Source organism: Microbacterium lushaniae, from assembly GCF_008727775.1.
GTDB classification, from domain to species: Bacteria; Actinomycetota; Actinomycetes; order Actinomycetales; family Microbacteriaceae; genus Microbacterium; species Microbacterium lushaniae.
In genome coordinates this window covers 857,314-884,059 of the sequence record NZ_CP044232.1, presented here as the reverse complement: position 1 = coordinate 884,059, position 26,746 = coordinate 857,314, and the positions used below count along the sequence as shown (strand labels likewise).

Below are 26,746 nucleotides of genomic sequence, written 5' to 3'. Positions count from 1 at the left end.
GCCGCGGATGCGTCACAGGCCCTGCCACGCGGGCTTGTGCTCGTACGTCTCGCGGTAGTAGTCGGCGAAGCGGAGCCCCGCGGCGGCCTCCTCGTCGATGACGACCGTGACGCGAGGGTGCAGCTGGATCGCCGAGGCGGGGAGAGACGCCGTCACCGGGCCCTCGACGGCTCCGGCCACCGCCTCGGCCTTGCCGGCGCCGAAGGCCAGGAGCACGAGGTGGCGCGCCGCCAGGATCGTCCCGAGTCCCTGCGTGATGCAGTGCCGCGGCACGTCCTCGACGCGGTCGAAGAAGCGGGCGTTGTCCTCCCGCGTCTGCCGCGTGAGGGTCTTCACGCGCGTGCGGGAGGCGAACGAGGAACCCGGCTCGTTGAAGCCGATGTGACCGTCGGTGCCGATCCCCAGCAGCTGAAGGTCGATGCCGCCGGCGGCGGCGATGGCCTGCTCGTACTTCTCCCCCGCCTCCGCGATGCCCTCCGCCGACCCGTCCGGGACGTGCACGCGCCGCGGGTCCAGGCCCAGAGGTTCCACGACCTCGCGCTGGATCACCGAGCGGTAGCTCTCCGGATGCTGCGGATCCAGGCCGACGTATTCGTCGAGGGCGAACGCCTGCACGCGGGAGAGGTCGGCGCCCGCCAGGCGTTCGGGCAGCGCCTCGTACACCGGCAGGGGGGTCGAGCCGGTCGCCACCCCCAGCACCGTGTCGGGGCGCGCGCGCACGAGCCGCGCCACCTCGTCGGCCACGAGCGCGCCGGCTGCCTGGCGATCGGGAACGATGACGACTTCAGCCACGGCTGAGTACCTCCTCTTCTGCGCCGACGAGCGCGGCGCCCACCGCCGCCGCCGGTGACCCGGCCGGCAGCACCCGGAGGCGTTCGGCCACCGCCACCGAGCGCAGGAACGCGGACCCCGCGGCGCTGTCGTGCAGCGCCGCGACGACATCGTCGGTCAGGCGCGGGCCGAGCGCGGTGAGTCCGCCGCCTAGAACGACCGTATCGGCATCCGTGGTCAGCACGAGAATCCGCACCGCCGCAGCGATCCCCGCGGCCACGTCACGGCGGAGGGCGCGGGCCCGTTCGTCGCCGGCATCCGCCGCGTCGAACACGGCGCGCACGGGGTGCGTCGCCGCTGTGCCCCACCGCGCGGCGACGGATGCTCCGCCCGCGAGTGCTTCGATGCATCCGCGCTGACCGCATGCGCACGGCGGGCCGGCCGGGTCGACGGAGACATGTCCCACCTCGCCGGCTGCCCCGCGGGAGCCGCGCCATACCGCGCCGTCCACGACGAGGGCGGCCGCGATCCCGGTGCCCACGTTGACGTACGCCAGCGTTCCTTCCCCGCCGTGCAGCCGCCACGCGCCCGCCGCGGCGGCTTTCACGTCGTTCTCCACGCGCACCGGCACGCCCAGGGCCCCTTCGATGCGCTCGGCCAGGTCGAGCCGCTCGATGCCGAGGTTGACCGCGTGCACGACGCGCGCGCCGCGCCCATCCACCTGCCCGGGCACGCCGATGCCGACCGACGCCACGGCACGCCCGGCCGCGCGCGGATCCGCCGTCAGCTCGGCGACGGCTCCGAGGATGCCGCGGACGGTCGCATCGGGCCCCCACCCGCTCGGGCGCCGCACGCGGGCGAGCACCGAATCGTCGGCGGCGAGCGCGACGGCGTCGGTCTTGGTCCCGCCCACGTCGAGGCCGATGCGGATGCGGGATTCCGCGTCCGCCGCTGCGTGTGCCGCCATCAGCCTTTGACCGCCCCGGAGACCAGGCCGCTGGTCATGCGGTGCTGCACGATGAGGAAGAACACCACGACCGGCACCGCGACGAGCGTGGATCCCGCCATCAGCTCGGCCCAGTTGATACCGCCGTTGGGGTCGAGGAAGGTGCGCAGCCACACCGGCAGCGTCATGGCGTCGGGCCGCGGATTGAGCACGAGGGCGAAGACGAACTCGTTCCAGGCCTGGATGAACCCGAACACCCCCGTCGCGACGAGCCCGGGCGCCAGCAGAGGGAAGGTCACGCGCCAGAACGCCTGCGCCCGGCTGAGGCCGTCGACCATGCCGGCCTCCTCCAGCTCCACCGGGATGCCCTGCACGAATCCCCGCAGGGTCCAGATCGTGAACGGGAGCACCGTGGCCACGTACACGGCGGTCAGGCCGATGACGGAGTTGAGCAGGTGCCACCCGTCCACCAGGCGGAAGATCGAGATGATCATCGCCTCGGCCGGGATCATCTGCACGATGAGGATCGCCACGAGGAAGGCCGCGCGCGAGCGGAAACGGAACCGGGAGACGGCGAGCGCTGCGAGGAAGGCGACCACGAGCGCCACCAGCACCGTGAGCAGCGTGACCGCGAGGGAGTTGCCGAGGGCGGGCAGGAAGGGCGCACGGTCGGCGCGGAAGATGACGCCGACGTAGTTCTCCAGCGTCGCGTTCTCGGGCCAGAACCGCAGCTCGCTGCCGCGCACCTGCGCGTTGGGCTGCAGCGAGGTGTTGACCATCCAGTACACCGGGAACGCCGAGGCCACGAACACCGCGATCGCCGCGACGCCCGCCGCCACAGACCCGGCGCGCCGGCGGGTGCGCGGGTTCACAGCGTCTCCTCCTTCACGGTGCGGCGCACGTAGAACGCCGACAGCGCCACCAGCAGCAGCACCACGAGCACCGAGATCGCACCGCCCACGCCGAAGTCCCCCGACCCCAGGGACACGCGGTAGATGTACACCCCGAGCGTGTTGGTCTGGTCGGCGATGCCGCCGATCGACTGCAGCGAGTAGATCTGCGTGAACACGCGCAGGTCCCAGATCACCTGCAGGATCGTGACGATGGTCAGAAGCGGCCGGAGGTACGGCATCACCACGAGGAGGAACCTCTTCGCCGCGCCCGCGCCATCCAGCTGCGCCGCCTCCATCACCTCGTCGGGCACCTGCGTGAGGCCGGCGTAGACGGTGAACGCCACGAAGGGCACCGCCCCCCACACGATGATGACCGTCGCGACGAGGAAGAAGCTCTCCGGCGCGAGCAGCCACGAGTGTCCCTCGAACGGGAGACCGAACCAGCGGCTGAGGATGTGGTTGAGCACGCCGTACTGCGTGTCGAAGATCCAGCCCCACACGATCGTGGCCGACAGCGGCGGCATCGCCCACGCCAGCAGGAGGCCCACCGACACCAGGGTGCGCAGCGCCGTGCCGAGCCGCTTCATGAGCAGCGCGACGAGCACGCCCAGCACCATCGTGAGGACCACGCACACGGCGGCGAACGCCAGCGAGCGCGACAGCACGCGCCAGAACTCCGGATCGGTGAGCACCGCGATGTAGTTGCCGGCGCCGATGAACTCCGCCGGCCGGCCGAACACCTGGGCGCGCCCGAACTCCTGGAACGACATCACCACCAGCTGCACGAGGGGCCACGCCGACAGCGCCGCCAGGACGATGAGCGCGGGCGTCAGCAGCGCGTACGGCGTCCACCCCCCGCGCCTTCTCCGCCGTCGGGCGGGGAAGGCGCGGGGCGAGGGGGCGACCAGCCGCTCACCGTCCACGCCGCTGACGGCGGGCGCGGGGGCACTGTGCACTCGTGGCATGGCAGCTCCGATGTCCGTGCGCGGATCAGCCGTTGAGGATGTCTTCGATCTTGGTGTCGACCGCTTCGGCCAGCGCGGGGAGGTCTCCCCCCTGTGCGACCTGGACGAAGAAGTCCTCCAGCACGCGGGAGGCCTCCACCTCCGCCCAGTTCGGCGAGGCGGGAGTGAGCTTGGCGTTCGCGGCGGCCGCCGTGAAGGCCTGCGCCTCCGGGCTGTCGCCCAGTGTCGAGGCGAGCGACTGCTTGGCCGGGATGAGGCCGTTCTCGCCGTAGATGGTCTGGAACTCGTCGCTCAGGATGATCTCCAGCGCGCTCTTGGCCAGCTCGGGGTTGGCCGAGTTCGCCGAGATGCCGATGTTCGATCCGCCGGCGAATGCCTGCGCGACCTCGCCGTCCGCCCCCGGGAGGGCGTACACGAGCGGTGCGGCGGGCGGGTCGTCCGTCTCGCACTCGCTGGCCAGGCCCAGCGCCCAGTTGGGGGCGGAGAACTGGATCGCCGTCCCCTCGCAGTACGGGGTCCACGGTTCGGCGTTGTCGCCGTCCTTCGGCGCCGTCGACGCGGTCGTCATCAGCTGCTGCACCTGCTCGAGCCCGGCGAGGGATTCGGCCGAGGAGAACTGCGCGTCCCACTCCTCGCCGTCCTGCACCGCGATCTCGCCGCCGGCCTCCCAGATGAACGGCAGGGCGTTGTACCAGTCCTGCCCGGCGAAGTACACGCCGGACATGCCCGGATTGGCCGTGGCCAGCTCCACGCCCTGGGCGACGTATTCGTCCAGGGTCGCCGGGGGGTCGGCGACGAACGCCGGGTCGGCGAAGACGACGCGCGCCCCGGAGTACAGCGGCGCGGCGTAGAACGCGCCGTCGTACGATCCGGCCTCGACGAAACCGGGCAGCAGGTCATCGCCGCCGAGGTCTTCGTAGATGTCGGAGATGTCCAGCAGAGCTCCCACGGAGGTGAACGCCGGGGCCTGCGTGTTGCCGAACTCCACGAGGTCGGGGCTGTCGGAGCTGGAAAGGCTCGTGGTGAGTTTGTCCACGAGTCCGTCCCACGTCTGCTCCTCGATGACGAGGGTGGAGCCCGGGTTGTCCTCTTCGAACGTCTCCACGAGGTGGTCCCTGGCCTCCTGCGGGGTGTCGGTGCCGACGAGCCATACGCGGATCTCCGCGCCGTCGCCGCCGGCGCTGCCTCCGCCGGCGCAGCCGGCCAGAGCGAGGGCCGACGCCCCGGCCAGTGCAAGGGATGCGAGCTTTCTGTTCATGATGCCTTCCTTCGTCGTTGATGGTGCACGGTGGGAGCGGTCGGATGGGGGCGGGTCAGGAGACGCCGAGGCGTGCGGAGAGCACCATGACGGCTGCTCCGCGCAGGACGATGTCATCGCCGTGCGCGGTCATCCGCACCCGGACGCCGTCATGGAACTGCGCGAGCGTGCGCGCGCGGAGGGTGGCCGCGGCGGCATTGGCGAGGGGACCGCCGAGAAGTTCGACCGGGCCCGACAGCACGATCTCCGACAGGTCGAGCGCGCCCACCACCGGCGCGAGCGCGATGCCCAGCCGCTCGCCGGCGTCACGGAGGACGCCCTCCCGCGCGGAGTCGGGGACGGACTGCAGTCGCGCCGACAGCGCGGGGACCGACAGCCACGCCTCGAGGCACCCGAGCTTTCCGCACACGCAGAGCGGGCCGCCGTCGGTCCCGACCGTGACGTGCCCGATCTCCCCGGCGGCGAAGCGGCCGCCCCGCATCGGCCTGCCGCCGGCGAGGAGCCCCGAGCCCACGCCGCGACCCACTTTCACCAGCAGCACGTCGTCGTGGGCGGCGCCGTAGGTGTACTCCGCGAGCACCGCGGCGTTGGCGTCGTTGGCCACCAGCACGGGGAGACCGAGCTCGCCCGCCAGACGCTGCTGCAGGTCGACCCGCTGCCAGCCGAAGTTGGGAGCGGTCAGAACGACGCCGGCGTCGTCCACGACGCCGGGCGAGCCCACGCCCACCCCGAGGACGGGGGCATGGGAGTCGGCGATCAGTTCCCGCGCGAGGTCGGTCACGACCTCGACGACATCGGCGCCGGCACCGGGCACGGGCACATCGCGCCGCGCGACGATCTCTCCGCCGAGGGTGAGGACCGCCCCGAGGATCGCCGTGCTGCCGGAGAGGTCGATGCCGACGATGCGGTGGCCCGCGCGGTCGACGTCCACGAGCATTCCGGGCTTGCCGGGCCGGACGCTCTCACGCATGCCGATCTCGGTGACGAACCCCTCGGCCATCAGGGCCGCCACGAGGTCGGAGATCGTCACACGCGTGAGCCCGGTCTCCCGCGCCAGATCGGCGCGCGACATGGCGCCGTCGGAGAAGAGGGTCTGGAGCACGAGCGACCGGTTGTGCGCGCGGGCCTGCTCGGGCAGCACCTTCGCCCTCGGGCGCAGCGCGCGGCCCGCTCCGAAGGGGCGGACCGTGGCACTGGAGGAGGTCATGTTTGTTAGTAGACCTTACGAACTAACCTGGGCGCAAGGACTTTCGTCACTTCCGAGCGGGATTTGTCGAGTCGTCGTCCCCACCACCGGACGGGCGCGATCAGGGGCGCTTAGGGTGGTGCACTCCTGGACCGAGGAGACCCATGAGCCGTCGCCATCCCCTCCGCGCGCTCCCCCTCGTCGCGGCGCTCGCCCTCACCGCCGCGCTGGCCGGATGCACCGGGCCATCCGCCGGCGGCTCCCCCGCAGCATCCACGCCCGCTGCGGACACCCCCGGCGACGCAGGTCAGTCGACATCCGACGCGTGCGGGGTCGTGCAGCAGTCCATCGACTCGGCGACATCCTCGTTCGCCGACGCCGACCCCGCTGATCCGACGTCCGTCGTCACCGCGATGGAGTCCGCCTCCACCGAGCTCGGGACGATCTCGGCGCAGGTCACCAACGACGACGTGGCCGCACTCCTCCCACCCCTGCGCGACATGTTCGCCCAGGCCGCGGAGGCGATGGCCGCCATGGCGGAGGGGGACGTGTCGCGTGCAGCCGAGGTCTCGGCCCTGAGTGCACAGCTCCAGGAGTCGGCCGCCGCCTACCAGGAGTTGTGCGAGACCGGGTGACCGTGATCGGAACGTTGCGTCCCGGAAGGGGATGCTCCCTTACCATGGAATGACGAGAAGGGGTGCCACGACATGACGGATCTCGCCACGAGACCCGACGCCGACGAAGAGCGCGCGCACGACGCCGCCTCACCCGGCGACGGTGACGCTTCCGAGTACCAGTGGGCCCCGGCCGAACCGCATCACCCGAAGAAGCGGGCGCTCCTGTGGATCGGTCTTCCCGCTGGCGCCACCGCCGTCGCTCTCGTGGCCGCGTCCCTCGTGCTGATCGCACCCGGCACGACCGTGGCAGGGGTGAACGTGGGGGGCCTGACCGCCGGCGCCGCCTCCGATGCCATCACCGCTCGCCTGGCCGAGACCACGCTCGTCTTCGAGGGTCCCGACGGGCAGTTCCAGATCACCGGAGCCGACCTGGGTGCGACGGTGGACGCCACCGCCGCCGCGGAGGCCGCCTTCGCCGAGCACCCCATGTGGAACCCGTCCACATGGTTCCCCGCCGGCATCGATGTGCCGGTCACGCTCGACGAGTCCCGCGCGACCGAGGCGCTGCGCGCCGTCGCCGGCGACCTCTACGTCGACCCCGTCGACGCCGCCGTGTCCTTCGACCCGGCCTCCGCCGGCTACGTCGTCACCGAGGCTCAGACCGGCGAAGGCATCGACCTCGCCGCCGTCCAGGAGGGGCTGCAGGCCGCGTTCGACTCCGGCGCCGCCACCGCCTCGCTCGAGACCACCATCGCACCCGTGCCGGCGGCCGCCACGACGGAGGAGGCCACCGCGATCGCGACGAGCCTCAACGGCATGCTCGATGTCGTCGGCTTCTACGTCGGCGAGGAGCGGACGGTCCCCGTCGACCGCACGGTCGCCGCATCCTGGCTGAGCGTCACCGCCGAAGACGGCGACTTCGTCGTCACCGCCGATGCTGCCGCCATCCAGCCGGTCGTCGACGCACTGCCGGCCGCCGTCAACCGGGAGGCGATCAACGCCACCGTGATCACCGACACCGCCGGCGAGGTCCTGCGCGAGCAGACCGCGGGCGTGACCGGCCGCGCCCTGGAGAGCACCGACGGGATCGCCGACCGCTTCGCGGGCATGCTCGGTGAGGGCGAAGCCGCCTTCCCCCTCACCGTCACCGAGAGCGAGTTCGCCACGACGGCGCTCGTCCGCCGCATCGACGTGAACCTCAGCGCGCAGCGCACGACCCTCTACGAGAACGACCAGGTCGTGCAGTCGTGGGCGATGTCGTCGGGCCTTCCCGGCTCCCCCACGCTGCCCGGCAGCTTCCGCATCGGCTGGAAGACGCCGATGCAGGACATGGGGTGCTTCCCCGGCGCACCGTACTGTACCGAGAACGTGCCGTGGGTGTCGTATTTCAACGGCGACCAGGCCTTCCATGGAGCGTACTGGCACAACAACTTCGGCAACGTGATGAGCCACGGCTGCGTGAATCTCCCGGTCAACGCCGCGAAGTTCATCTACGACTGGGCGCCCCAGGGCACGCAGGTCTCCGTTCACTACTGACCCGCGCGCGGCGCGCTATCGTGGCGGGATGCCGCGATTCGACCTGCCGCTGAGCGAACTGGAGCAGTACCGGCCGGAGGTCGCCGAGCCCGACGACTTCGACGCCTTCTGGGGCCGCACGCTCGCCGAATCCCGCGCTGCCGGGGGCGAGATCGTCGTCACCCGCGCGGCCACGATGCTGCGCACCATCGACGTGTGGGACGTGACGTTCCCCGGGTTCGCCGGCGATCCGGTCAAGGCGTGGTACCTGCGCCCCGCCGGCCGCGCCGAGTCGCTTCCGGTGGTCGTGGAGTTCCTCGGCTACGGCGGCGGCCGCGGGCTGCCCGTGGACCGCCTCGCATGGTCGTCAGCCGGCTACGGCCACCTCGTCATGGATACGCGCGGTCAGGGTTCGGGCTGGGGCACCGGCGGCGACACCGCCGATCCGCACGGCGCCGGTCCGGCGACCCCCGGATACCTCACGCGCGGTATCGACGATCCCGTCGACCACTACTACCGCCGCGTGTTCACCGACGCCGTGCGCGCCGTCGACGCCGCGCGCCTCCTCCCCGGCGCCGACCCCGACCGCATCGCGGTGACCGGCGGCAGCCAGGGCGGCGGCATCGCGCTGGCGGCGGCAGGGCTGTGCTCGGGCCTGGTGGGCGTCATGCCGGATGTCCCGTTCCTGTGCCACTTCGAGCGGGCGGTGGGGCTCACCGACCGCGATCCCTACCACGAGGTCGTGCGCTACCTGGCGGTGCACCGGGGAGCCGAGGCGACGGTGTTCCGCACGCTGTCGTACCTGGACGGCGTGAATTTCGCGCGGCGCGCGGACGCGCCGGCGCTGTTCTCCACCGCTCTGCTGGATCAGACGTGCCCGCCCTCGACCGTCTTCGCCGCGTACAACGCCTACACCGGCCCCCGCGAGATCGACGTCTTCCCGCACAACGACCACGAGGGCGGTCAGGCGTACCAGCTCACGCGACAGGTGGCGTGGCTGGCCGAGCGCCTGTCCTGACAAGACGAAGAGCGGATGCCCCGGGGCATCCGCTCTTCGTCGTATCAGCCGGTCAGGCGATCGCGTCGACGATCCCGTTGAGGGTGGCCGAGGGGCGCATGACCGCCACGACCTTGTCGGCATCGGGGTGGTAGTAGCCGCCGATGTCCACCGGCGAGCCCTGCACGGCGAGGAGCTCCTCGACGACCTTCTGCTCGTTCGCGGCCAGGGCCTCGGCAACAGGGCCGAACACGGCGGCGAGGTCGGCGTCGGCGCTCTGACGGGCCAGCTCCTGCGCCCAGTACAGCGCGAGGTAGAAGTGGCTGCCGCGGTTGTCGATCGTGCCGAGCGCGCGGCCGGGCGACTTGTCGTTCTCCAGGAACGTGCCGGTCGCCGCATCCAGCGTGTCGGCCAGCACCTGCGCCTTCGCGTTGCCGGTGGTGGTCGCCAGGTGCTCGAGGGAAGCGGCGAGGGCGAAGAACTCCCCGAGCGAATCCCAGCGCAGGTAGTCTTCGGCCACGAGCTGCTGCACGTGCTTGGGGGCGGAGCCGCCCGCACCGGTCTCGAACAGCCCGCCGCCGGCCAGGAGCGGCACGATGGAGAGCATCTTGGCGCTGGTGCCGACCTCGAGGATCGGGAACAGGTCGGTGAGGTAGTCGCGCAGCACGTTGCCGGTCACCGAGATGGTGTCTTCGCCGCGGCGCATGCGCTCGAGCGAGTAGCGGGTGGCCTCCACCGGCGGCAGGATCTCGATCGTCAGGCCCTCGGTGTCGTGCTCGGCGAGGTACGTCGTGACCTTCTCGATCAGCCGGGCGTCGTGGGCGCGGGAGGCGTCGAGCCAGAACACCGCCGGCGACCCGGTCGCCCGCGCGCGGGACACGGCCAGCTTGACCCAGTCGCGCACCGGGACGTCCTTGGTCTGGGTCGCACGCCAGATGTCGCCGGGCTCGACGGCGTGCTCGATGAGCACGTCGCCGGCGGAGTCGCGGATCTGGACCACGCCGGGGGCGGAGATCTCGAACGTCTTGTCGTGGCTGCCGTACTCCTCGGCGGCCTGCGCCATGAGGCCGACGTTGGGGACGGTGCCGATGGTCGCCGGGTCCAGCGCCCCGTGCGCGTTCACGTCGTCGATGACCGCCTGGTACACGCCCGCGTAGGACGAGTCGGGGATGACCGCGACGGTGTCGTCCTCGCCGCCGTCGGCGCCCCACAGCTTGCCGCCGTTGCGGATGAGGGCCGGCATCGATGCGTCGACGATGACGTCGGAAGGCACGTGCAGGTTCGTGATGCCCTTGTCCGAGTTGACGTAGGACAGCCGGGGGCCGCGCTGGAGGTCGGCGGTGATCGCCGCGGCGATCTCCTCGCCGCCCTCGACCGAGGACAGGCCCGACAGGATCGCGCCGAGGCCGTCGTTGGCCGTGAGCCCCGCCGCGGCGATGGCATCGCCGTAGCGATCGAACACGTCGGAGAAGAACGCCTTGACGACGTGACCGAAGATGATCGGGTCGCTGACCTTCATCATCGTGGCCTTCAGGTGCACCGAGTAAAGGACGTCGTCGGCCTTGGCCTCTTCGAGCGTCTCGGCGAGGAACGCATCCAGCGCCTTCGCGGAGAGGAACGTGGCATCCACGATCTCACCGGGAAGCACCTTCAGGCCCTCCTTCAGGACCGTGACGGTGCCGTCGGCGGCGACGTGCTGGATGCTGAGGACGTCGTCGTCGGCGATCACGACCGACTTCTCGTTGGAGCGGAAGTCGTCGTGGCCGAGCGTGGCGACGCGGGTCTTCGAACCCTCCGGGAACGCCTTGTTGCGGTGCGGGTGCTTGCGCGCGTAGTTCTTCACCGACAGCGGCGCGCGGCGGTCACTGTTGCCTTCGCGCAGCACCGGGTTCACCGCCGAGCCCTTGATGCGGTCGTACCGCGCGCGGATGTCCTGGTCTTCGGCCGAGGCCGGCTCGTCCGGGTAGTCGGGGATGTCGTAACCCTGCGACTGCAGCTCGGCGATCGCGGCCTTCAGCTGCGGGATCGAGGCGGAGATGTTCGGCAGCTTGATGATGTTGGCCTCGGGCAGGGTGGCCAGGCCCCCGAGCTCGGCGAGGGCGTCACCGACCTGCTGCTCGGGCGTGAGGCGCTGCGGGAAGGCGGCGAGGATGCGGCCGGCGAGGGAGATGTCGCGCGTTTCCACGTCGACTCCCGCCTGCCGCGTCACGGCCTGCACGATGGGCAGGAACGAAGCGGTCGCCAGGGCCGGAGCCTCGTCGGTGTGGGTGTAGATGATGGTGGAGTCGGGCACGTGTCGTCTCTCCAATGGGGCGTCGCGGGGTGGCTCTCAGCCTATCGCACGCCCACCAGATATCTCGACGTCGAGATACTTCGGACCCGCGGGGTAACGCGCTTTCCCCCGCGCGCGCTTCCCGGCTAGCCTGTGCCTATGGCCGCCCTCCGCCTCGAAGAACTGTCCGCCGCGACGATCGTCGCCGTGAACACCCTGTCGCTCAAACCGGGGCAGGAACAGTTCCTCGCGCCGCTGAGCTACGGCATCGCTGCGACCGTGGTGAATCCGCAGACCTCGTGGCAGCGGGTCATCCTCGACGGCGATGAAGTCGTGGGCTTCGTCAGCGCCAACTTCGACCCGGATGCCCCGCAGGAGCACTTCCGCTCCGTGCTGTGGCGCATCAACGTCGACGCCGACGACCAGGGCCGGGGCATCGGCCGCTTCGCGGTGGAGAGCCTGCTCGCCGAGGCACGCACCCGCGGCATGGACCACGTCGACGTCATCTACGAGCCCGGCGAGGCCGGGCCCGAGGCCTTCTTCCACGCCGTGGGCTTCACGCCCACCGGCGAGACCGAGTACGGCGAGGTCATCGCCGAGATCCGCCTCTAGCCCGGCCCGGCGCGGCCCGGCGCGGGCGTCGGCCTCCGCCGCTCACCGCGGTCGGAGGATCGCGCCGAGGTCGGAGCATCCCGCCCGCATCGCCCGACATCGGTGGGATTCCCCGACGCTCGTGTGGCCCCACCCCTCCTCCCCAGGGGGCCTGAGCAGGCGCTCATCCCCAGGATGCGCGTAAGGCGCAGGTGCACGTCGCCGCTCGAGCGAGGCTGGCGGCATGCAGGATGTGACGGCGTGGCTTCGCGGGCAGGGCGGCATCGCGCATCGCGAGGCGGCGCTGGATGCGGGGTTCTCCCCCGCTCGGCTGCGCGCCGCGGTGGGACCGCACACGGGCATCACGCGCGTACGCCGCGTGTGGCTCGCCCTCCCCGAGGCGCCGCCGGCGGAGCTGACGGCAGCGCGGACGGGCGGTCGGATCGCGTGCGTCTCGCTCGCCCGGCGCCGCGGCTGGTGGATGACCGACGACGTGGACGGGAGGATGCACCTGGCTCTGCGCCCGCACGGCCGGTCCGACGGCCTGCAGGAGTTCGACGGCGTCGTGCACTGGGCGACGCCGATCGCACCGGTCTCGGGCCACGCGCTGGAGGAGTCGGTGGAGGACGCCCTCGCCCACGTCGCATCCTGTCTTCCGCGCGCCGATGCGCTCGCGGTGTGGGAGTCGGCGGTGCGCATCGAGAGGCTGCACGTGGATGCCCTCCGCCGCGTGCGCTGGAGCACACAGGATGCGGCGTGGTGCGCGGGCCGCGTCACGGGATTGTCGGATTCGGGGCTGGAGACCTTCTTCACCTACCGGCTGAGCGCGTGGGGCGTCCCGTTCCGCCAGCAGGTGATCCTCGCGGGGCGCCCGGTGGACGTGCTCATCGGCGACCGGCTCGTGGTGCAGGTGGACGGGTATCGCTTCCATTCCGGTTCGGCCGACCGCACGCGCGACGTCGCGCACGACGCCGAGCTGCGCCTGCGCGGCTACACCGTGCTGCGCTTCACGTACGCGCAGGTCATGCACGACTGGCCGGCGGTGGCGCGCACGGTTGCGCGCGCCATGGCGGCCGGCGCCCACCTCGCCCCCTGACGGCCACCCCCGCCGCGTCGGAGGATCGCACCAAGGTCGGAGCATGCGGCGCGCATCGTCCGACGTGGGTGCGATCCTCCGACCTTGGTGCGGCGCGGGGCGCGCGCGGCGCGGGGCGCGCGCGGCACGCCCGGTGCAGGCCGCGCGGCGCGGGGGTCAGACGAGGGACTCGCGCCACGCGGCGTGCAGCTGCGCGAACCGGCCGGTGCCGGCGATGAGCGTGTCGGGCTCGTCGTCCTCGATGATGCGCCCGTGCTCCATCACGAGTACGCGATCGGCGATCGCGACCGTCGACAGGCGGTGGGCGATGATGATCGCGGTGCGGTCGGACAGGAGCGTCTGCAGCGCGTCCTGGATGAGGCGCTCGCTCGGGATGTCCAGCGACGCGGTCGCCTCGTCGAGGATCAGCACGGCCGGGTCGGCCAGGAACGCCCGAGCGAACGAGATCAGCTGCCGCTGCCCCGCCGACACGCGTCCGCCGCGCTTGTTGACGTCGGTGCCGTACCCGTCGGGCAGCGCCTCGATGAACTCGTGCGCGCCGACCGCGCGGGCCGCGGCCTTGATCTCCTCCAGCGTCGCGTCGGGCTTGCCGAGCGCGATGTTGTCGGCGACCGTGCCGCTGAACAGATACGCCTCCTGCGTCACCATGACGATCGCCCGCCGCAGGTCTTTCGGATGCAGCGACCGCAGGTCCACGCCATCCAGCGTCACGCGCCCGGACGTGGGGTCGTAGAACCGTGCGACCAGCTTGGCGAGCGTCGACTTGCCCGCACCGGTGGTTCCCACCAGCGCGATCGTCTGCCCCGCGGGGATGTCGAGGGAGAAGTCCGGCAGGATGACGCGGTCGCCGGAATAGCCGAAGACGACGTCCTCGAACCGGACATGCCCCCGCGCCTTCCACAGGTCGATCGGCGACGTGGGGTCGGGCACCGTGGGCTGCTCCTCGAGCACGCCGGAGACCTTCTCCAGCGCCGCGGTGGCCGACTGGTAGGAGTTCAGGAAGAACGCCACCTCCTGCATGGGCGCGAAGAAGTTGCGCACGTACAGCACGGCCGACAGGAGGAACCCGAGCGCCAGCGCGCCGTCCAGCACGCGCAGCCCGCCCCACAGCACGACGACGCCGAGGGTCACCGACGCGACGGCCATGAGGCCGGGCTCGAAGGTTCCGAACAGGCGGATGCTGCGCATGTTGATGTCGCGGTAATCGCTCGCGAGCGCACCGAACTCCTCATCGTTGCGCGGCTCCTTGCGGAACGCCTTCACCGCACGGATCCCGGTCATCGTCTCGACGAACTTCACGATCACCTTCGCGCTGATCACGCGCGACTCGCGGTAGACCACCTGCGAGCGCAGGTAGAACCAGCGCATGAGCAGGAACAGCGGCACTCCCATGACGAGGAGGATGACGCCGGACTGCCAGTCCAGCAGCAGCAGCGCGATGAGGGTGAACCCGCCGTACAGCAGGCCCGACACGAGCTCGTTGAGCCCCCCGTCCAGCAGCTCGCGGATGGTGTCGAGGTCGCTGGTCTGCCGCGAGATGATGCGCCCCGACGTGTACGACTCGTGGAACTCCAGGCTGAGCCGCTGGGTGTGCAGGAAGATGCGCTTGCGCAGATCGAACATGATCGCCTGCGTCAGGCGCGCGGCGACGACGGCGTACCAGCCGATGAGCGCCGCCCCCGCGATGCCGGTGACCAGGTACACCGCGACGACGAGGATCGCCGGCATCCAGTCCATGCGGTCGACCACGGCCGGCAGCGCAGTGGTGATGCCGTAGCCGACGAGGGCGGGCCCGGCCACGCGCAGCGCGGTGGAGACGATCAGCACGACGCCGGCGAGCACGAGCTGCCACCGCAGCGGCGACACGAGCGAGCCGAGCAGCCGCAGCGACCGGCGGCGGATGGCGCGGCTCTCCTCGCGCGTGTAGTCGGAGCGGTCTTCGCCGCTCGTCCCGGTGACGGTCGTCGCGCTCATCGGGCCACCTCCTGCTGGGTCGGGATGCGTCCGGTCTCGGCCTTGCGCAGGGCCTCCACCTCGAGGCTGGAGATCACATGGCGGTAGTGCTCGCTTTCGCGCAGCAGCTCGGAGTGCGTGCCCACCGCCGTGATGCGGCCGCCCTGCAGCAGCGCGACACGGTCGGCGAGCATGACCGTGGACGGCCGGTGCGCCACGATGAGCGCGGTGGTATCGGTCAGCACGCGGCGCAGGGCCTCCTCGACGAGCGCTTCGGTGTCGACATCCAGCGCCGACAGCGGGTCGTCCAGGACGAGCACGGCGGGTCGCGTGGCGACGGCGCGGGCCAGAGCGAGCCGCTGACGCTGACCGCCCGACAGGCTCAGCCCCTCCTCGCCGATGACGGTGTCCAGGCCCCGCGGGAGCTCGTACACGAACCCGGCCTGGGCGACCTCGAGCGCCTCGCGCAGCACGGCTTCGGCCTCGTCGGAGCCGGGCTCGAGCTCCTCGCGCCCGAGGAGCACGTTGTCGCGCACGGATGCGGAGAACAGGGTGGCGTCTTCGAACGCCATGCCGACGTGCCGCCGCAGCTCCCGCAGTTCCAGGTCGCGCACGTCCACGCCGTCCAGGGTCACGCGCCCGCCGGTGACGTCGTAGAGCCGCCCCGGGAGGGTCGTGAGGGTGGTCTTGCCGGATCCGGTGAGCCCGACCAGCGCCATCGTCTCCCCCGGCCGCAGCACGAGGTCGATGCCGTCGAGGAGGTCTCGGGTGGCGGCGGGAGCATCCTGGTACCGGAAGTGCGCGCCCTCGAACGCGAGCTCGCCCCGGACGTCGGCGATCGTGCGAGGCTCCGCCGGATCGGTGATGGTATTGCGTTCGTCGAACACCTCGAAGATGCGGTCGGTGGCCGTACGCGCATCCACGAGGAACGAGAACAGGAACCCGATGGACTCCACCGGCCACCGCAGGATGGTCGCCATCGCGAAGAACGCGATGAGCTGCGCCACCTGCAGCTCGCCCATCTCCACGAGCACGATGCCCGCGCCCAGGCACACCGCGAACGCGATGTCGGGCAGCAGCACGAGCCAGAACCAGATCCAGCCGACCGCGCGGGCCTTGGCCAGCTCCGTCTCGCGGAGGGTCTCGGCCTGACGGGCGAACTTGTGCAGCGCGTGCCGGCCGCGGCCGAACGCCTTCAGGACGCGGATGCCGTGGACGCTCTCCTCGACGGAGGTCGCGAGGTCACCGGCCTGGTCCTGACTCTGGCGCGACAGCATCCCGTAGCGCTTCTCGAAGAGGTAGCCGGCGATCCACAGCGGCAGCGCGCACACGACGAAGATGGCGCCCAGCACCCAGTGCCACGTGAACAGGATCGCCGAGCCCGCGACGATCGTGAGGAGGTTCACGATGAGCAGGATCAGGCCGAACGCCAGCCACCGGCGGATGACGGAGATGTCCTGCATCATGCGGCTGAGCAGCTGCCCCGACTGCCAGCGGTCGTGGAAGGAGACCGGGAGGCGCTGCAGCCGGGAGTAGAACTCGGTGCGCAGCTCGTACTCCACCTGCGTCGCCGGTCCCAGCACGAACCAGCGGCGTGCCCAGACCAGGAGTGCTTCGAGCAGTCCGAGCAGGAGGATCGCGCCGGCGCCGACGGCGATGAGGCCGGGGTCACCGGAGGTGATCGGCCCGCTCTCGCCGACGATGACCTCGAGCACGAGCGGGATGCCGAGCGCCAGGAGGCTTGCCAGAAGCGCGCTGATGGCGCCCAGCGACAGGCGGCCGATGACGGGCCTGGCGAAGGGCAGGAGCCGCGCGAGGGAGCGGATCGTGGACGGGGCGGGAGTGGAAGAGCGAGTCATGATCCTCGAAGGGTGGGAGCTGGACGCCGGATCGGGCGTGAAGGGGTCGAGCGTGCTCGACGACGGGCGGCCGTCAGCCGCTTGCAGGAGGAAACGGAAATGCGGGCGGCGTTATGCCGCGGATGCTGCGGCGAATGCCCATCCGGAGGTCAGCTCCGAGCGCCCGCGGAAGCGGATGCGCAGGGCGACCGGCTGTGCAGCGGAAACGGTCGTGTCCATGGCAACCTCCTCAGGCGGGGCGAGAACGTGCCGCACCGCGGCGCGACAGCCGTCCAGCCTAACCTGAGAATCTCCTGGGCACAACCGGTCCGTTCACGAGGTCGCTTCGCGCGCGAGCAGGCTCCGCTTGACCGGAAGACCCCACGCGAACCCGCCGAGCGAGCCGTCCGTGCGGAGCACCCGGTGGCACGGCACGAACAGTGCGGGGGCGTTGCGCGCGCAGATGGATGCGGCCGCCCGCACGGCGGCGGGCTGGCCGAGTGCGGCGGCGAAGCCGGTGTAGGTCAGCGGCTCCCCCGGCCGGATGCGGCGGAGGGCCTCCCACCCCGCGTGCTGCAGGGCCGTGCCGAACTGGCGCACGGGGACCGCTGCGATCGCGGCGATGTCGCCGTCGTAGTACGCGCGGACCGCGGCGGCAGCATCCGTCCCGCCGGCGACGACGCGCCCCGGCCGGCGGCTCACCGGAAGCCGCCCGAGCAGGGCGTCGGGGTCGGCCGTCCAGCCCGAGGCCAGCACGTGACCGGACTCGTCGGCGAGCAGCGTGAATGCCCCGTCGGGGGTCGCGACCGTTTCCAGGGTCGCGACTGCGGTGGCGGTCGTGGTCATGCGAGGACCTCCTCGGTATCGGCTCCGGCGGACGTGGGCAGCCGAGACGGCTGTTCAGAACTCAGGAGATCCGGCACCTCCGGCACCTCCCGGCGCCGCTGTGCGGCGGTTCTTCCTGAGTTCTGCGCGCGGGTCGGACGGATGGGCGCTGCCCGCCACAGGTGGGCCGTGAGGTACGTGCGCCATGGCGCGACCCGCGTCGACCACGCCGTGAGCCCGGCGGGATCGGCGGGCAGGCCCGCGGCGGCGGCGCCCGCGCGGGCGGCGACGTCTCCGGGCAGCAGCACGTCGGGGTCGGCCAGCACGCGCATGCGCACGTAGTCCGCCGTCCACGGGCCGATCCCCGGCAGCGCGAGCAGCGCCGCGCGCTGCTCGGCGCGGTCGTCGCCGCTGGTGAGGACGAGGTCTCCCGACGCGAGTGCGGCGGCAGCGCCGGTGACGGCGCGGATGCGGGCCGCGGGTCCGCGCAGCACCTCGTGCCCGCGCTCGGCGATCGCCGCCATCGTCGGGAACAGCACGGAGGTGCCCTCGACGGCGGCGACGCGCTCGCCCAGGGCATCGGCCAGCGCCGTCAGCGCCGTGCGGGCAGCGGCCACGGTGATCTGCTGGCCGACCATGGCGCGGATGAGCATCTCGTGCGGATCCGCCGCCCCCGGCACGCGGATTCCCGGTGTCTTGGCCACGAGCGGGGCCAGTTCCGGATGCTGTGCGAGCGCGTCGTCGATCGCGACCGGGTCGGCGTCGAGGTCGAACAGCCGCCGGGCCAGCGTGACCAGGGCCGACAGGTCGGACAGGCGCGCGAGGCGCGCGCGCAACCGCACGCGTCCGGACTCGTCCACCCGCAGCGCGAACCAGCCGGGGCCGCCGGGAAGGCGTAGCGCGCGGGCGAAGTGCGCCGCATCCGCCGTCTCCACGCCGGGAAGGGCGCGCGCCGACATCCACGCGAACAGCCCATCGGCATCCAGCGGGCCACGGTGCGGGAGGACGAGGTCGATCGCCCCGCCCACCGAGTCGGTCGACCGGCGGCGGGCACGCAGCTGCAGCGGCGGCATCCCGAACACCTCGCCGACGGTCTCGTTGAACTGCCGGACGCTGGCGAACCCGGCCGAGAAGGCGACGTCGGCGGCGGAAAGGTCGGTGCCCACCAGCAGCATGCGAGCGGTGTGCGCGCGGTGCGCGCGGCTGAGGGCGAGGGGACCGGCGCCGAGCTCCGCCGTGAGCAGGCGGGTGAGGTGCCGCGAGGAGTACCCCAGGCGCCGCGCGAGCCCCGGCACGCCTTCGCGGTCGACGACGCCTTCGGCGATGAGACGCATGGCACGGGCGGTGACGTCGCCGCGCACGTTCCACTCCGGCGACCCCGGCGCCGCCTCCGGCAGGCAGCGCCGGCACGCGCGGAACCCCGCCTCGTGCGCCGCGGCCGACGTCGCGAAGAACGTGACGTGGGCGGGTTTCGGGGTCCGGGCCGGGCAGCTCGGCCGGCAGTAGATGCCCGTCGTACGCACGGCCGTGACGAACTGCCCGTCGAAGCGGCGGTCGCGCGACTGGATGACGCGGTACCGCTCATCGAAGGTCATCCCGGCGGTGCTCATGCCTCCACCCTGCCACGCCCCTCCCCCGCCGGCTGGCGGAAATCGGACACGGCCTGCGCGCCCCGGGCGGGGTCAGCCGGTCGCGATGGCCAGGCCTCCGGGCGGGAGGACGATCGTCGTCCGGCCCTCGTAGGGGTGCGTGCGCAGGAGGGCGCCCTCGTCGTCGTAGACGCGCACGATCCCGCCGCCGTCCACCGTCGCCGGCTGCGGCAGCGCCGCGCTGGAGTGCACGAGCTCGGTGCGGCCCCCCTCCCCCGCCACGACCAGCCGCGACACGACCGGACGCACGAGGATCCCGTCCAGCACGAGCTCGCCCGACAGCACGTCGACGCGCAGCCGCGATCGGTCGCCCAGCACCGGGGCCTGCAGCGACTGCGGCAGCAGCGCACCGGGCGTGGGCGAGATGCCCTGCTCCGGGCCCGTCAGCCGCAGGAGTCCGCTCGGCAGGCCCCCGCCCCGCCAGAGCGACGTGGTCCGCTTCCCCGGGAGCGACCAGACCACCGGCTCGACCCAGCGGCGCGTGGCGTCGGTGCCGATGTCGAACACCGCGCGCTGGCCGCGCGTGAGGGTGAGCGCATCGCCCGACCACCCCGACTCGCCCGTCCACGCCTCCGGCGTGCTGACCGTCCCGTTCGTCTCGCTCGCGCTCTCCGCCTCGACGAACTCCAGCCCGTCGCGGGCGGTGATCTCGGTGACCGTCGTGGCCCGTGCCGCCACGTCGGGCCGCGCGTCCAGGGCGAGGGCGGTGAGCAGCCCGTGGATCGTGGATTCCGCGCCGCTGTTGCGGTTGACGCTGCCGTCGGGCTGCAGCCCGTCGAAGGTGACACCCGTCGCCGGATCGTACATGCGGGCACCGGCATGATTGGCTCCGAAGAACCACGCGGCCTGGATTCCGGCGAGCTCGGTGAACGCCGTCGAGCCCGTCGCATCCGCCACCGCCAGGAGCGACTGCACGCGCGAATCCGCGCCGTACGCGATCTGCACGCGGTCGGCGGGCGTGGGATTCCAGCCGTTGTCGGGGCCGCCGGCGGTCAGCAGCGTCGGGGTGAACACGGCGGCGTCGGCGATCGCCGGTGCCGCCAGCGCCGGGTCGCCGAGGGCCTCGGATGCCGCGGCCAGCGCCGCCGGCATCTGCGACCCCCAGGCGTGCCAGATCGCGGGCGACTTCGCCCACGGCAGGATCGCGCGGTAGGGCCACGCGCGGGTCGTGCCGGACGCCATCGCGCCGATGCCCTCGGCCAGTTGCCGGAGGGCGGTGGCAGCGGCGGTGTCATCGGGCCGGGCCTGCACGCGCGCGGCCAGTCCGAGCACGGCCTCGGCCGACGCATCCGCCCCGTCCACGATGAGCCACGTGGGCACGCGCATGCCGTCGGCCGTGGACCACTGCCCGTATCGCGACAGCACATCGCGTTGGAGCGCGGTGAGGGAGAGCGAGAGGCGCTCCTCGAGGAACGCCGCGAAAGCCGGATCGGCGTCGGCGAACGCGGCGTATCCCTCGCCGAGTGCCCAGATCGTGCGCGCGAGCCAGTAGCTGGGGCCGCTGTCGGACGGGTCGGGCAGTTCGACGGGCTCCGCGGAGGGGTTCAGTGTGCCGTCCGGCTGCATCCACAGGACGACGTTGCCCGCGTCCGGGCCCTCGGCGGTCTGCAGGTAGGTGAGCGCGCGCAGCAGCTCGTACGCGGTCTGCCGGCTGTCGTCCGCGCCGGTCAGCCGCCAGTGACGCAGGTAGACCACCGCGGCGCGGGCGGTGTCGTCGGCGTTGAACGCGCCCTGCGCCCACGTCCCGGTGGCCGGGTCGAACTCTCCCCCTCCGACCCGTTCGAACGTGCCGCCGTCACGGGCGTCGGCGTAGGTCCACGGCTGGATCAGCTCCGGCTCTTCGGCGAGCCGGTACGTCGTGTGACCGGGGACGTCGGCGGGCGGGGTCGCCTCGTCGAGCAGGAAGTCGAGGTGGGCGAGGTTCGTCAGCGGGGCCGCCGCGGCGGCCGCGGCGGCCGGCGTTGGGGCGGGGGCGGAGGCCGAGGCGGGGGCTGCGACGAGCAGCGGAACGGCGAGCGTGAGAGCGCCGATCGCGGCGGTCGCGCGCGCACTCCATCGTGCGGGCATCAGGGTGTCCTTCCGGGTCAGGGTGGGGATCCACCGTCGGAGCGTTCCAGCAGCGCGACCCCGATCTTGGAGTCGGCCATGCCGTAGAACACGAAATACCGGCCGTCGATCTGCTCGACCGCGGTGGGGAAGACGACGTTGGGCACGATGCCGCTGCGCTCGTCGGGCGTCTCCGGGGCGAGCAGCGGCTCGGCGGTGCGTGCCAGGACGCGGCCCGGGTCGGCGGCATCCAGCAGGAGCGCACCGGCGGCGTAGTTGACGTTCCGCTGCTGCGCGAACGCGTTGTCGATGACGCCGGTGACGCCGTGGTGCAGCACGAGCCAGCCCTCGGGAACGCGCAGCGGTGGCGGCCCGCCGCCGATCTTCAGCGCCTCGAACGGGAACTGCGGACCGGCGACGAACCGGTGCTGCTCCCACAGGGTGAGGTTCGCCAGGTCGGCGCGCACGGCAGTCAGCGGCACGTAGCTGATCCAGATCGACTGGCGGGGATCCTCCACACCCGCCGGCAGCCGCACGCCCTGCCCTGGGCGGGTCTCCCCCAGGTCCCACATCGGCCGGTGCAGGACGGCGAGCGCCTCCGTGCCGTCGGGAGCGCGGACGGGCTCGGGGAAGAACACGGTGTCCTTGTTGTGGAACAGGTTCAAGTCGGTGTCGAGGTCGTCCTGGTAGCGGAACAGGGCCGGTCCGAGGCGCCGCCACGTACGCAGGTCGTCCGAGACGGCGAGCGCGGTGCGCGGACCGAGCGGGCCGAAGGCGACGTAGGTCATGACGTGCACCCCGACCGCGTCGATCCACGTGATGCGCGGATCCTCGACGCCGCCGTGGTCGGCGCCGCGCTCCCAGCCGCGGTCGGGCGCGAGCACGACGCCCTCGCGGACGACTCCGACCGGGACTCCGTCCTCGATCACGACGCGCGCCAGACCCACGCGCGAGACGTTGCCGGCGGCCACGAGGCGCGGGAGGAGATACAGCTCCCCATCCGGCCCGCGGCCTGAGCCCGGGTTGAGCACGCCCTCCACCTCGTCCGGGTCGTCGGGGTCGGGGGTCATCACGATCCCGATGCGCGTGAGCCGGTACGGCACGGCCGCTGTCATCCCTTCACCCCCGATCCGAGATCGTTCGACGTGAAGTACCGCTGGAACACCAGGAACAGCGCGACCGCGGGGGCCGCCAGCACGACGGCGCCGGCCATCATCGCGCCGAACGGATTGGACGTGGAGGCGGCGATGTTGGAGATGAAGTTCGCCAGCGACACCGCCAGCGGCTGCATCGACGCCTCCTTGGTGATGAGGAACGGCCACAGGAACTCGTTCCACGGCCCGATGAAGGTCAGCAGCACGACCGTCAGCAGCGCGGGACGCACCAGCGGCAGCGCCACGTTCCACAGCAGGCGGAACTCCCCCGCTCCGTCGATGCGGGCCGCGTCGAAGAGCTCGCGGGGCAGCTGCATGAAGTACTGCCGGAAGATCACGACGGCGGTGGAGCTGATGAAGAACGGCAGGATCATCCCGAGGTAGCTGTCGGAGAGGCCGTAGTCGCGCGCGATCATGACGTACAGCGGGATCATCAGGAGCTGGAACGGGATCACCTGCACCAGCAGCGCGAGCGAGAACACCGCCCCGCGTCCGCGCCACTGCAGCACGGCGAGCGCGTAACCGGCGAGCACCCCGAACACGACCGTCCCGAGGATGACGCCGCCGGCGAAGATGCCGGAGTTCACCAGGCCCCGCAGCAGGTTGATGCGCGCGTTGATGACGACGTAGTTCTCCACCGTGAGGTTCGCCGGGTTGGGGAATGCGCCGGCGGGAGTGGAGTCCACGTCCGTCTGCAACGACCCGATGACCATGTAGTAGAAGGGGAAGAGGAAGGCCACGGCGCCCAGCGACAGCACGACGTACATCGCGACCTTCCCGCCCAGTGCGCGCCTCATCGCTCCTCCCCTCCCACGAAGCGCCGCTGGATCGCGGCGATGATCAGGACGAAGAAGATGAGGATCACGCCGATCGCGGCCGCGACATCCGGGTTCTGCTGCTCGATGCCCTTCTGGTAGATCAGCAGGACGGGCGAGGTGGAGGCGCCGTTCGGGCCGCCGCCGCCGGTGAGCAGATACGGCTCGGTGAACAGGTTGGCGCCCGTGATGGTGGCCAGCAGCACCACCAGCAGCGTCGCGGGGCGCACCCCGGGGACGGTCACCGAGAAGAACTGGCGGATGCGGCCGCCGCCGTCGACCGAGACCGATTCGTACAGTTCCCTGGGGACGTTCTGCAGCGCCGCGAGGTAGAGCAGGATGTAGAACCCGAGCCCCTTCCACGTCACGAACAGCGCGATCGTCGGCATCGCGAGGGCGGAGTTCACCAGCCACGACGGGTCGGGAGCGAGGGGACCGAGGATGTTGTTGACGAGTCCGTTGTTGGAGAACAGGAACAGCCAGACCGCCACGACGGCCACCGAGGCGCTGACGTACGGCACGTAGTAGCTGACCCGAAAGAACGTGCGCGCCTTGACGACCCGGTCCAGCGCTGAAGCCAGAAGGAGCGAGAGCACCACGGTGAGGGGCACGTTGATGATGAGGAAGATGCCGACGTTGAGGAAAGACCGCCACACCGCGGGATCGGTGACCGCCGTGACGTAGTTCGCGAACCCGACGAACGGACGCTCCACCACCGCGCCGGGTGCGGCGAAGAAGTAGTCCTGGAACGACATCCACACCGCGAAGACGATCGGGTAGGCGAAGACCACCGCCACGAACACGATGTAGGGGGCGGAGAAGAGGATCCCGAGCGGGTTCTCCCCGAGCAGTCCGCGCCGGCGCGGGCGCGGGCGACCCCCGCCCGCGGGGGCGGCCGGGGCGTCGGCGGCCGGTGCCGCCTGCTGCCCCGGCACGACCTCGGCGGTCATGTCAGTCCCCCGCTGCCAGCTCGTCGACCTTCTCGGCGCCGTCGGTGAGGAAGGTCTGCACGTCGTCCTCGCCGAAGATCACCGCACGGGAGTACCCGTCTCGGAACGCCTGCCAGATCTCCACCGAGTTGGGCACGTTGGGCACCTCGACCGTGCGTGCGGCCTGGTCGCCGAACAGCGCATAAGCGGGGTTGCCCTCGAAGAAGTCGGCGTAGGTCTCGCTGAGGTCCTGACGCAGCGGCATCTGCCCGGTCTCCTCCAGCCAGATGCCGTCCTGCTCCTCACTGGTGGCGAATTTCAGCACGTCCCACGCGGTGGCCTGGTTCTCGCATGCGGTGAACATGCCCACGTTCTTCGCGTCGCTGAAGGTCCAGGTCTCGGCGGGGTCGGTGCCGTCCTGCGTCGGCACCGGGACGGCACCCCAGTCGACGTCCTCGCCGTACACGTTGATCGCCCACGGTCCGACGATCGCCATCGCCGCGTATCCGTCGGCGAACGCGTCGCCCTGGTACTGCTCGTTGCCGGCGAGCTGCTCGGCGTACAGGGTGCGCCAGAACTCCGCGACGGCGGCGCCGTCCTCGTCGTCGAAGGTCGCTTCGCCCTCCTCGACCAGCTGCGTGCCGCCCGTCTGCGCCGCGTAGAGCGGGTAGAAGTCGAACCACGACTGGAAGAACTCACTCGTGGGAGCGGGGTTGATCGCGAAGTCCGCGACGCCGGCTCCCTTGAGGGTGCGGGCGGTCTGCAGGAACTCGTCGTAGGTCGACAGGGCCGGGTTCTCGGGGTCGAGGCCCGCCTGGGCGAACAGCGCCTTGTTGTCGAAGATCACGACGGGGTTGGATTTCCACGGCATCTGGTAGAAGTCGCCGTCCTCAGAGCGGTACTGCTCGGCCACGTCGCCGCTGCGCTCGGTGATGTAGTCGTCGCCGTCCTCGAACTCCGACAGGTTCACCAGGCCGCCCTGGCGCTGGAAGCCCGGGACGGCGGCGGGAGAGGTGTTGAAGATCAGGCACGGCGCGTTCCCGGCGGTGATCGCCGCGCCGATCACCTCTTCGCTGGACGAGCCGGCCGGGATCTCCTGCGCGCGGATCTGCTCGTCGGGGTTCTCACTGTTCCAGGCCTCCACCATCTGCTCGCCCCACGCGATCTCCGACTCGTTGTTGGAGTACCAGATGGTGATGTCGCCCCGGCCCTCCGTGCCGCCACCGCCACCGCCTCCCCCGCCGCAGGCGGTGAGAGCGAGGATGCCGGTTGCCGTCGCGGCGGTGATCAGGATGCGTCGTCGCATGTCAATCTCCTTCCAAAGATGCGGCCGAGGTCGCGGTGTCCAAAGGCGGGCAGGTCGAGGCCCGGATGACCAGGCGAGGGTCGGGAAGCGTGATGTGCTCGGCCGCGCCGCCGGCGACTGCCACGAGCAGCGTGCGTGCGGCGATCGCACCCCAGCCCCGCACATCCGTCGCCACGCTCGTGAGCGAGGGGTGGACGTGCCGGCCCATCTCGGTGTCGTCGAACCCGGTGATGGACAGATCGCGCGGCACCGAGAGCCCGCGCTGCTGGGCGACCCCCATGCCCGCGAGGGCCATGCTGTCGTTCGAGTACACGATCGCGGTGGGCGGCTCGGCGGCGCCGAGGAGTGTCGCGGTCGCGCGGGCTCCGTCGGCCGCGCTGAAGTCGGTCTCCACGACGGTGGAGCGCAGGCCGAGCTCCGCGGCGGCGACGTCGAAGGCCGTGCGCCGCCGAGCGGCGTGCAGCAGCTCGGCGGGACCGGCGACGTGCGCGATGTCGCGGTGGCCGAGACCGGCGAGGTGCTCCACGGCCAGTCGGATCCCCACCCCGTCGTCGGAGCACACCGAGGAGAACGGGCTCGGCCCGCCGGGCACGCCGAGGGTCACGGCCGACAGCCCGAGCTCGGCGACGAGGGAGATGCGCGGATCGTCCACCCGCAGGTCGGTGAGGATGACGCCGTCCACGCGTCGATCGGCGGCAAGGCCGCGGTAGGTCTCGGCCTCGTGGCGGCCGGGCGTTGCGACGGCCAGGACGAGCGCCTGGCCGGAGACGGAGAACGCGTCCTCCAGTCCGGCGATGAAGGCGGGGAAGAAGGGGTCGGCGGCGATGACGTCGGGGCTGCGTCCGATCACCAGCCCGCACGCGAATGCCCGTCCGACGCTGAGCGAGCGGCCGCGGACACTCGGCGACCACCCCAGCTCGCTCGCGGCGGCGAGGATGCGCGTGCGCGTCTCGGGTGCGACGCCCGAGCGGTTGTTCAGCGCGAAGGACACCAGGCCTTTGCTCACGCCCGCCCGCCGGGCGACATCGGCGATCGTGGCTCGCTGGGCGTGTCCCATCCGCACTCCTTCGTGACATCCGCGCCGTGGTCGGCTCCCGTGACGCCCCGATCTAAACCGGTTCAGG

Annotated in this window: 22 protein-coding genes; 5 read left to right on the top strand and 17 right to left on the bottom strand. The window is 71.7% G+C overall.

The genetic code is table 11. From position 1 onward, the window contains the following. Window positions 1-12 precede the first annotated feature (12 nt). From F6J85_RS04070 to F6J85_RS04045, 6 genes are read right to left on the bottom strand one after another with little or no spacing between them, the layout of a single operon-like run. The gene (locus tag F6J85_RS04070) at window positions 13-792 is read right to left on the bottom strand and encodes a glucosamine-6-phosphate deaminase (protein WP_150923940.1); all 780 of its coding nucleotides are present in this window, start codon (window positions 790-792) and stop codon (window positions 13-15) included. Beyond that, the gene (locus F6J85_RS17940) at window positions 785-1,738 is read right to left on the bottom strand and encodes an ROK family protein (protein WP_238707054.1); all 954 of its coding nucleotides are present in this window, start codon (window positions 1,736-1,738) and stop codon (window positions 785-787) included. The genes F6J85_RS04070 and F6J85_RS17940 overlap by 8 nt, the downstream gene beginning before the upstream one ends. Next, complete coding sequence (locus F6J85_RS04060) at window positions 1,738-2,589, bottom strand: carbohydrate ABC transporter permease (protein ID WP_238707053.1); 852 nt, start codon at window positions 2,587-2,589, stop codon at window positions 1,738-1,740. Before F6J85_RS04060 ends, F6J85_RS17940 begins: the two co-directional genes overlap by 1 nt. Beyond that, a complete protein-coding gene (locus F6J85_RS04055; protein WP_150923939.1) occupies window positions 2,586-3,575 on the bottom strand; it encodes a carbohydrate ABC transporter permease in 990 nt (329 codons plus the stop codon). The genes F6J85_RS04060 and F6J85_RS04055 overlap by 4 nt, the downstream gene beginning before the upstream one ends. Window positions 3,576-3,600: 25 nt before the next feature. Then, entirely contained in the window at window positions 3,601-4,833 is a 1,233-nt protein-coding gene (locus F6J85_RS04050) for an extracellular solute-binding protein (RefSeq protein WP_150923938.1), read from the bottom strand. A gap of 55 nt (window positions 4,834-4,888) precedes the next feature. Then, complete coding sequence (locus tag F6J85_RS04045) at window positions 4,889-6,040, bottom strand: ROK family transcriptional regulator (RefSeq protein ID WP_150923937.1); 1,152 nt, start codon at window positions 6,038-6,040, stop codon at window positions 4,889-4,891. 143 nt (window positions 6,041-6,183) lie between these two features. On the opposite strand from F6J85_RS04045, the gene F6J85_RS04040 reads away from it, so the two are divergent. From F6J85_RS04040 to F6J85_RS04030, 3 genes are all read left to right on the top strand, one after another. Beyond that, a complete protein-coding gene (locus tag F6J85_RS04040; protein ID WP_150923936.1) occupies window positions 6,184-6,654 on the top strand; it encodes a hypothetical protein in 471 nt (156 codons plus the stop codon). 72 nt (window positions 6,655-6,726) lie between these two features. Continuing rightward, window positions 6,727-8,172, top strand: a complete 1,446-nt coding sequence (locus F6J85_RS04035) for a L,D-transpeptidase family protein (RefSeq protein WP_150923935.1) — start codon at window positions 6,727-6,729, stop codon at window positions 8,170-8,172. Between the two features lie 28 nt (window positions 8,173-8,200). Then, window positions 8,201-9,169, top strand: coding sequence for an acetylxylan esterase (locus tag F6J85_RS04030; protein WP_150923934.1), 969 nt, complete (start codon window positions 8,201-8,203; stop codon window positions 9,167-9,169). Window positions 9,170-9,221: 52 nt separating this feature from the next. Here F6J85_RS04030 and F6J85_RS04025 read toward each other — a convergent pair whose 3' ends face one another. Further along, window positions 9,222-11,441, bottom strand: coding sequence for an NADP-dependent isocitrate dehydrogenase (locus F6J85_RS04025; RefSeq protein ID WP_150923933.1), 2,220 nt, complete (start codon window positions 11,439-11,441; stop codon window positions 9,222-9,224). A gap of 138 nt (window positions 11,442-11,579) precedes the next feature. Between F6J85_RS04025 and F6J85_RS04020 the strand changes: the two genes are divergently transcribed. Both F6J85_RS04020 and F6J85_RS04015 read left to right on the top strand, forming a co-directional pair. Then, window positions 11,580-12,032: a GNAT family N-acetyltransferase gene (locus F6J85_RS04020; protein ID WP_150922071.1), complete on the top strand. Its 453-nt coding sequence runs from the start codon at window positions 11,580-11,582 to the stop codon at window positions 12,030-12,032. 223 nt (window positions 12,033-12,255) lie between these two features. Next, a complete protein-coding gene (locus F6J85_RS04015) occupies window positions 12,256-13,107 on the top strand; it encodes an endonuclease domain-containing protein (protein WP_150923932.1) in 852 nt (283 codons plus the stop codon). A gap of 156 nt (window positions 13,108-13,263) precedes the next feature. Here the strand turns inward: F6J85_RS04015 and F6J85_RS04010 are convergent, their stop codons facing one another. From F6J85_RS04010 to F6J85_RS03965, 10 genes are all read right to left on the bottom strand, one after another. Further along, window positions 13,264-15,081 carry an ABC transporter ATP-binding protein gene (locus F6J85_RS04010; protein WP_150923931.1) on the bottom strand — a complete coding sequence of 606 codons (1,818 nt, stop codon included), beginning with the start codon at window positions 15,079-15,081 and terminating at the stop codon, window positions 13,264-13,266. Next, window positions 15,078-16,919, bottom strand: a complete 1,842-nt coding sequence (locus tag F6J85_RS04005; RefSeq protein ID WP_150923930.1) for an ABC transporter ATP-binding protein — start codon at window positions 16,917-16,919, stop codon at window positions 15,078-15,080. The genes F6J85_RS04010 and F6J85_RS04005 overlap by 4 nt, the downstream gene beginning before the upstream one ends. Window positions 16,920-17,231: 312 nt before the next feature. Continuing rightward, window positions 17,232-17,744: a methylated-DNA--[protein]-cysteine S-methyltransferase gene (locus tag F6J85_RS04000; protein ID WP_150923929.1), complete on the bottom strand. Its 513-nt coding sequence runs from the start codon at window positions 17,742-17,744 to the stop codon at window positions 17,232-17,234. Next, window positions 17,741-19,333, bottom strand: a complete 1,593-nt coding sequence (locus F6J85_RS03995) for a DNA-3-methyladenine glycosylase 2 family protein (RefSeq protein ID WP_150923928.1) — start codon at window positions 19,331-19,333, stop codon at window positions 17,741-17,743. The genes F6J85_RS04000 and F6J85_RS03995 overlap by 4 nt, the downstream gene beginning before the upstream one ends. 72 nt (window positions 19,334-19,405) lie before the next feature. Continuing rightward, complete coding sequence (locus F6J85_RS03990) at window positions 19,406-21,439, bottom strand: hypothetical protein (RefSeq protein ID WP_150923927.1); 2,034 nt, start codon at window positions 21,437-21,439, stop codon at window positions 19,406-19,408. Window positions 21,440-21,456: 17 nt separating this feature from the next. Next, window positions 21,457-22,533 (bottom strand): glycoside hydrolase family 130 protein, encoded by a 1,077-nt coding sequence (locus tag F6J85_RS03985; RefSeq protein ID WP_150923926.1) that lies wholly within the window; start codon window positions 22,531-22,533, stop codon window positions 21,457-21,459. Continuing rightward, window positions 22,530-23,369, bottom strand: a complete 840-nt coding sequence (locus F6J85_RS03980) for a carbohydrate ABC transporter permease (RefSeq protein ID WP_150923925.1) — start codon at window positions 23,367-23,369, stop codon at window positions 22,530-22,532. The genes F6J85_RS03985 and F6J85_RS03980 overlap by 4 nt, the downstream gene beginning before the upstream one ends. Further along, window positions 23,366-24,337 carry a carbohydrate ABC transporter permease gene (locus F6J85_RS03975; protein ID WP_150923924.1) on the bottom strand — a complete coding sequence of 324 codons (972 nt, stop codon included), beginning with the start codon at window positions 24,335-24,337 and terminating at the stop codon, window positions 23,366-23,368. Before F6J85_RS03975 ends, F6J85_RS03980 begins: the two co-directional genes overlap by 4 nt. 1 nt (window position 24,338) lies before the next feature. Next, window positions 24,339-25,622 carry an extracellular solute-binding protein gene (locus tag F6J85_RS03970; protein WP_150923923.1) on the bottom strand — a complete coding sequence of 428 codons (1,284 nt, stop codon included), beginning with the start codon at window positions 25,620-25,622 and terminating at the stop codon, window positions 24,339-24,341. Window position 25,623: 1 nt separating this feature from the next. Beyond that, the gene (locus F6J85_RS03965) at window positions 25,624-26,679 is read right to left on the bottom strand and encodes a LacI family DNA-binding transcriptional regulator (RefSeq protein WP_150923922.1); all 1,056 of its coding nucleotides are present in this window, start codon (window positions 26,677-26,679) and stop codon (window positions 25,624-25,626) included. Between the last annotated feature and the right edge of the window lie 67 nt (window positions 26,680-26,746).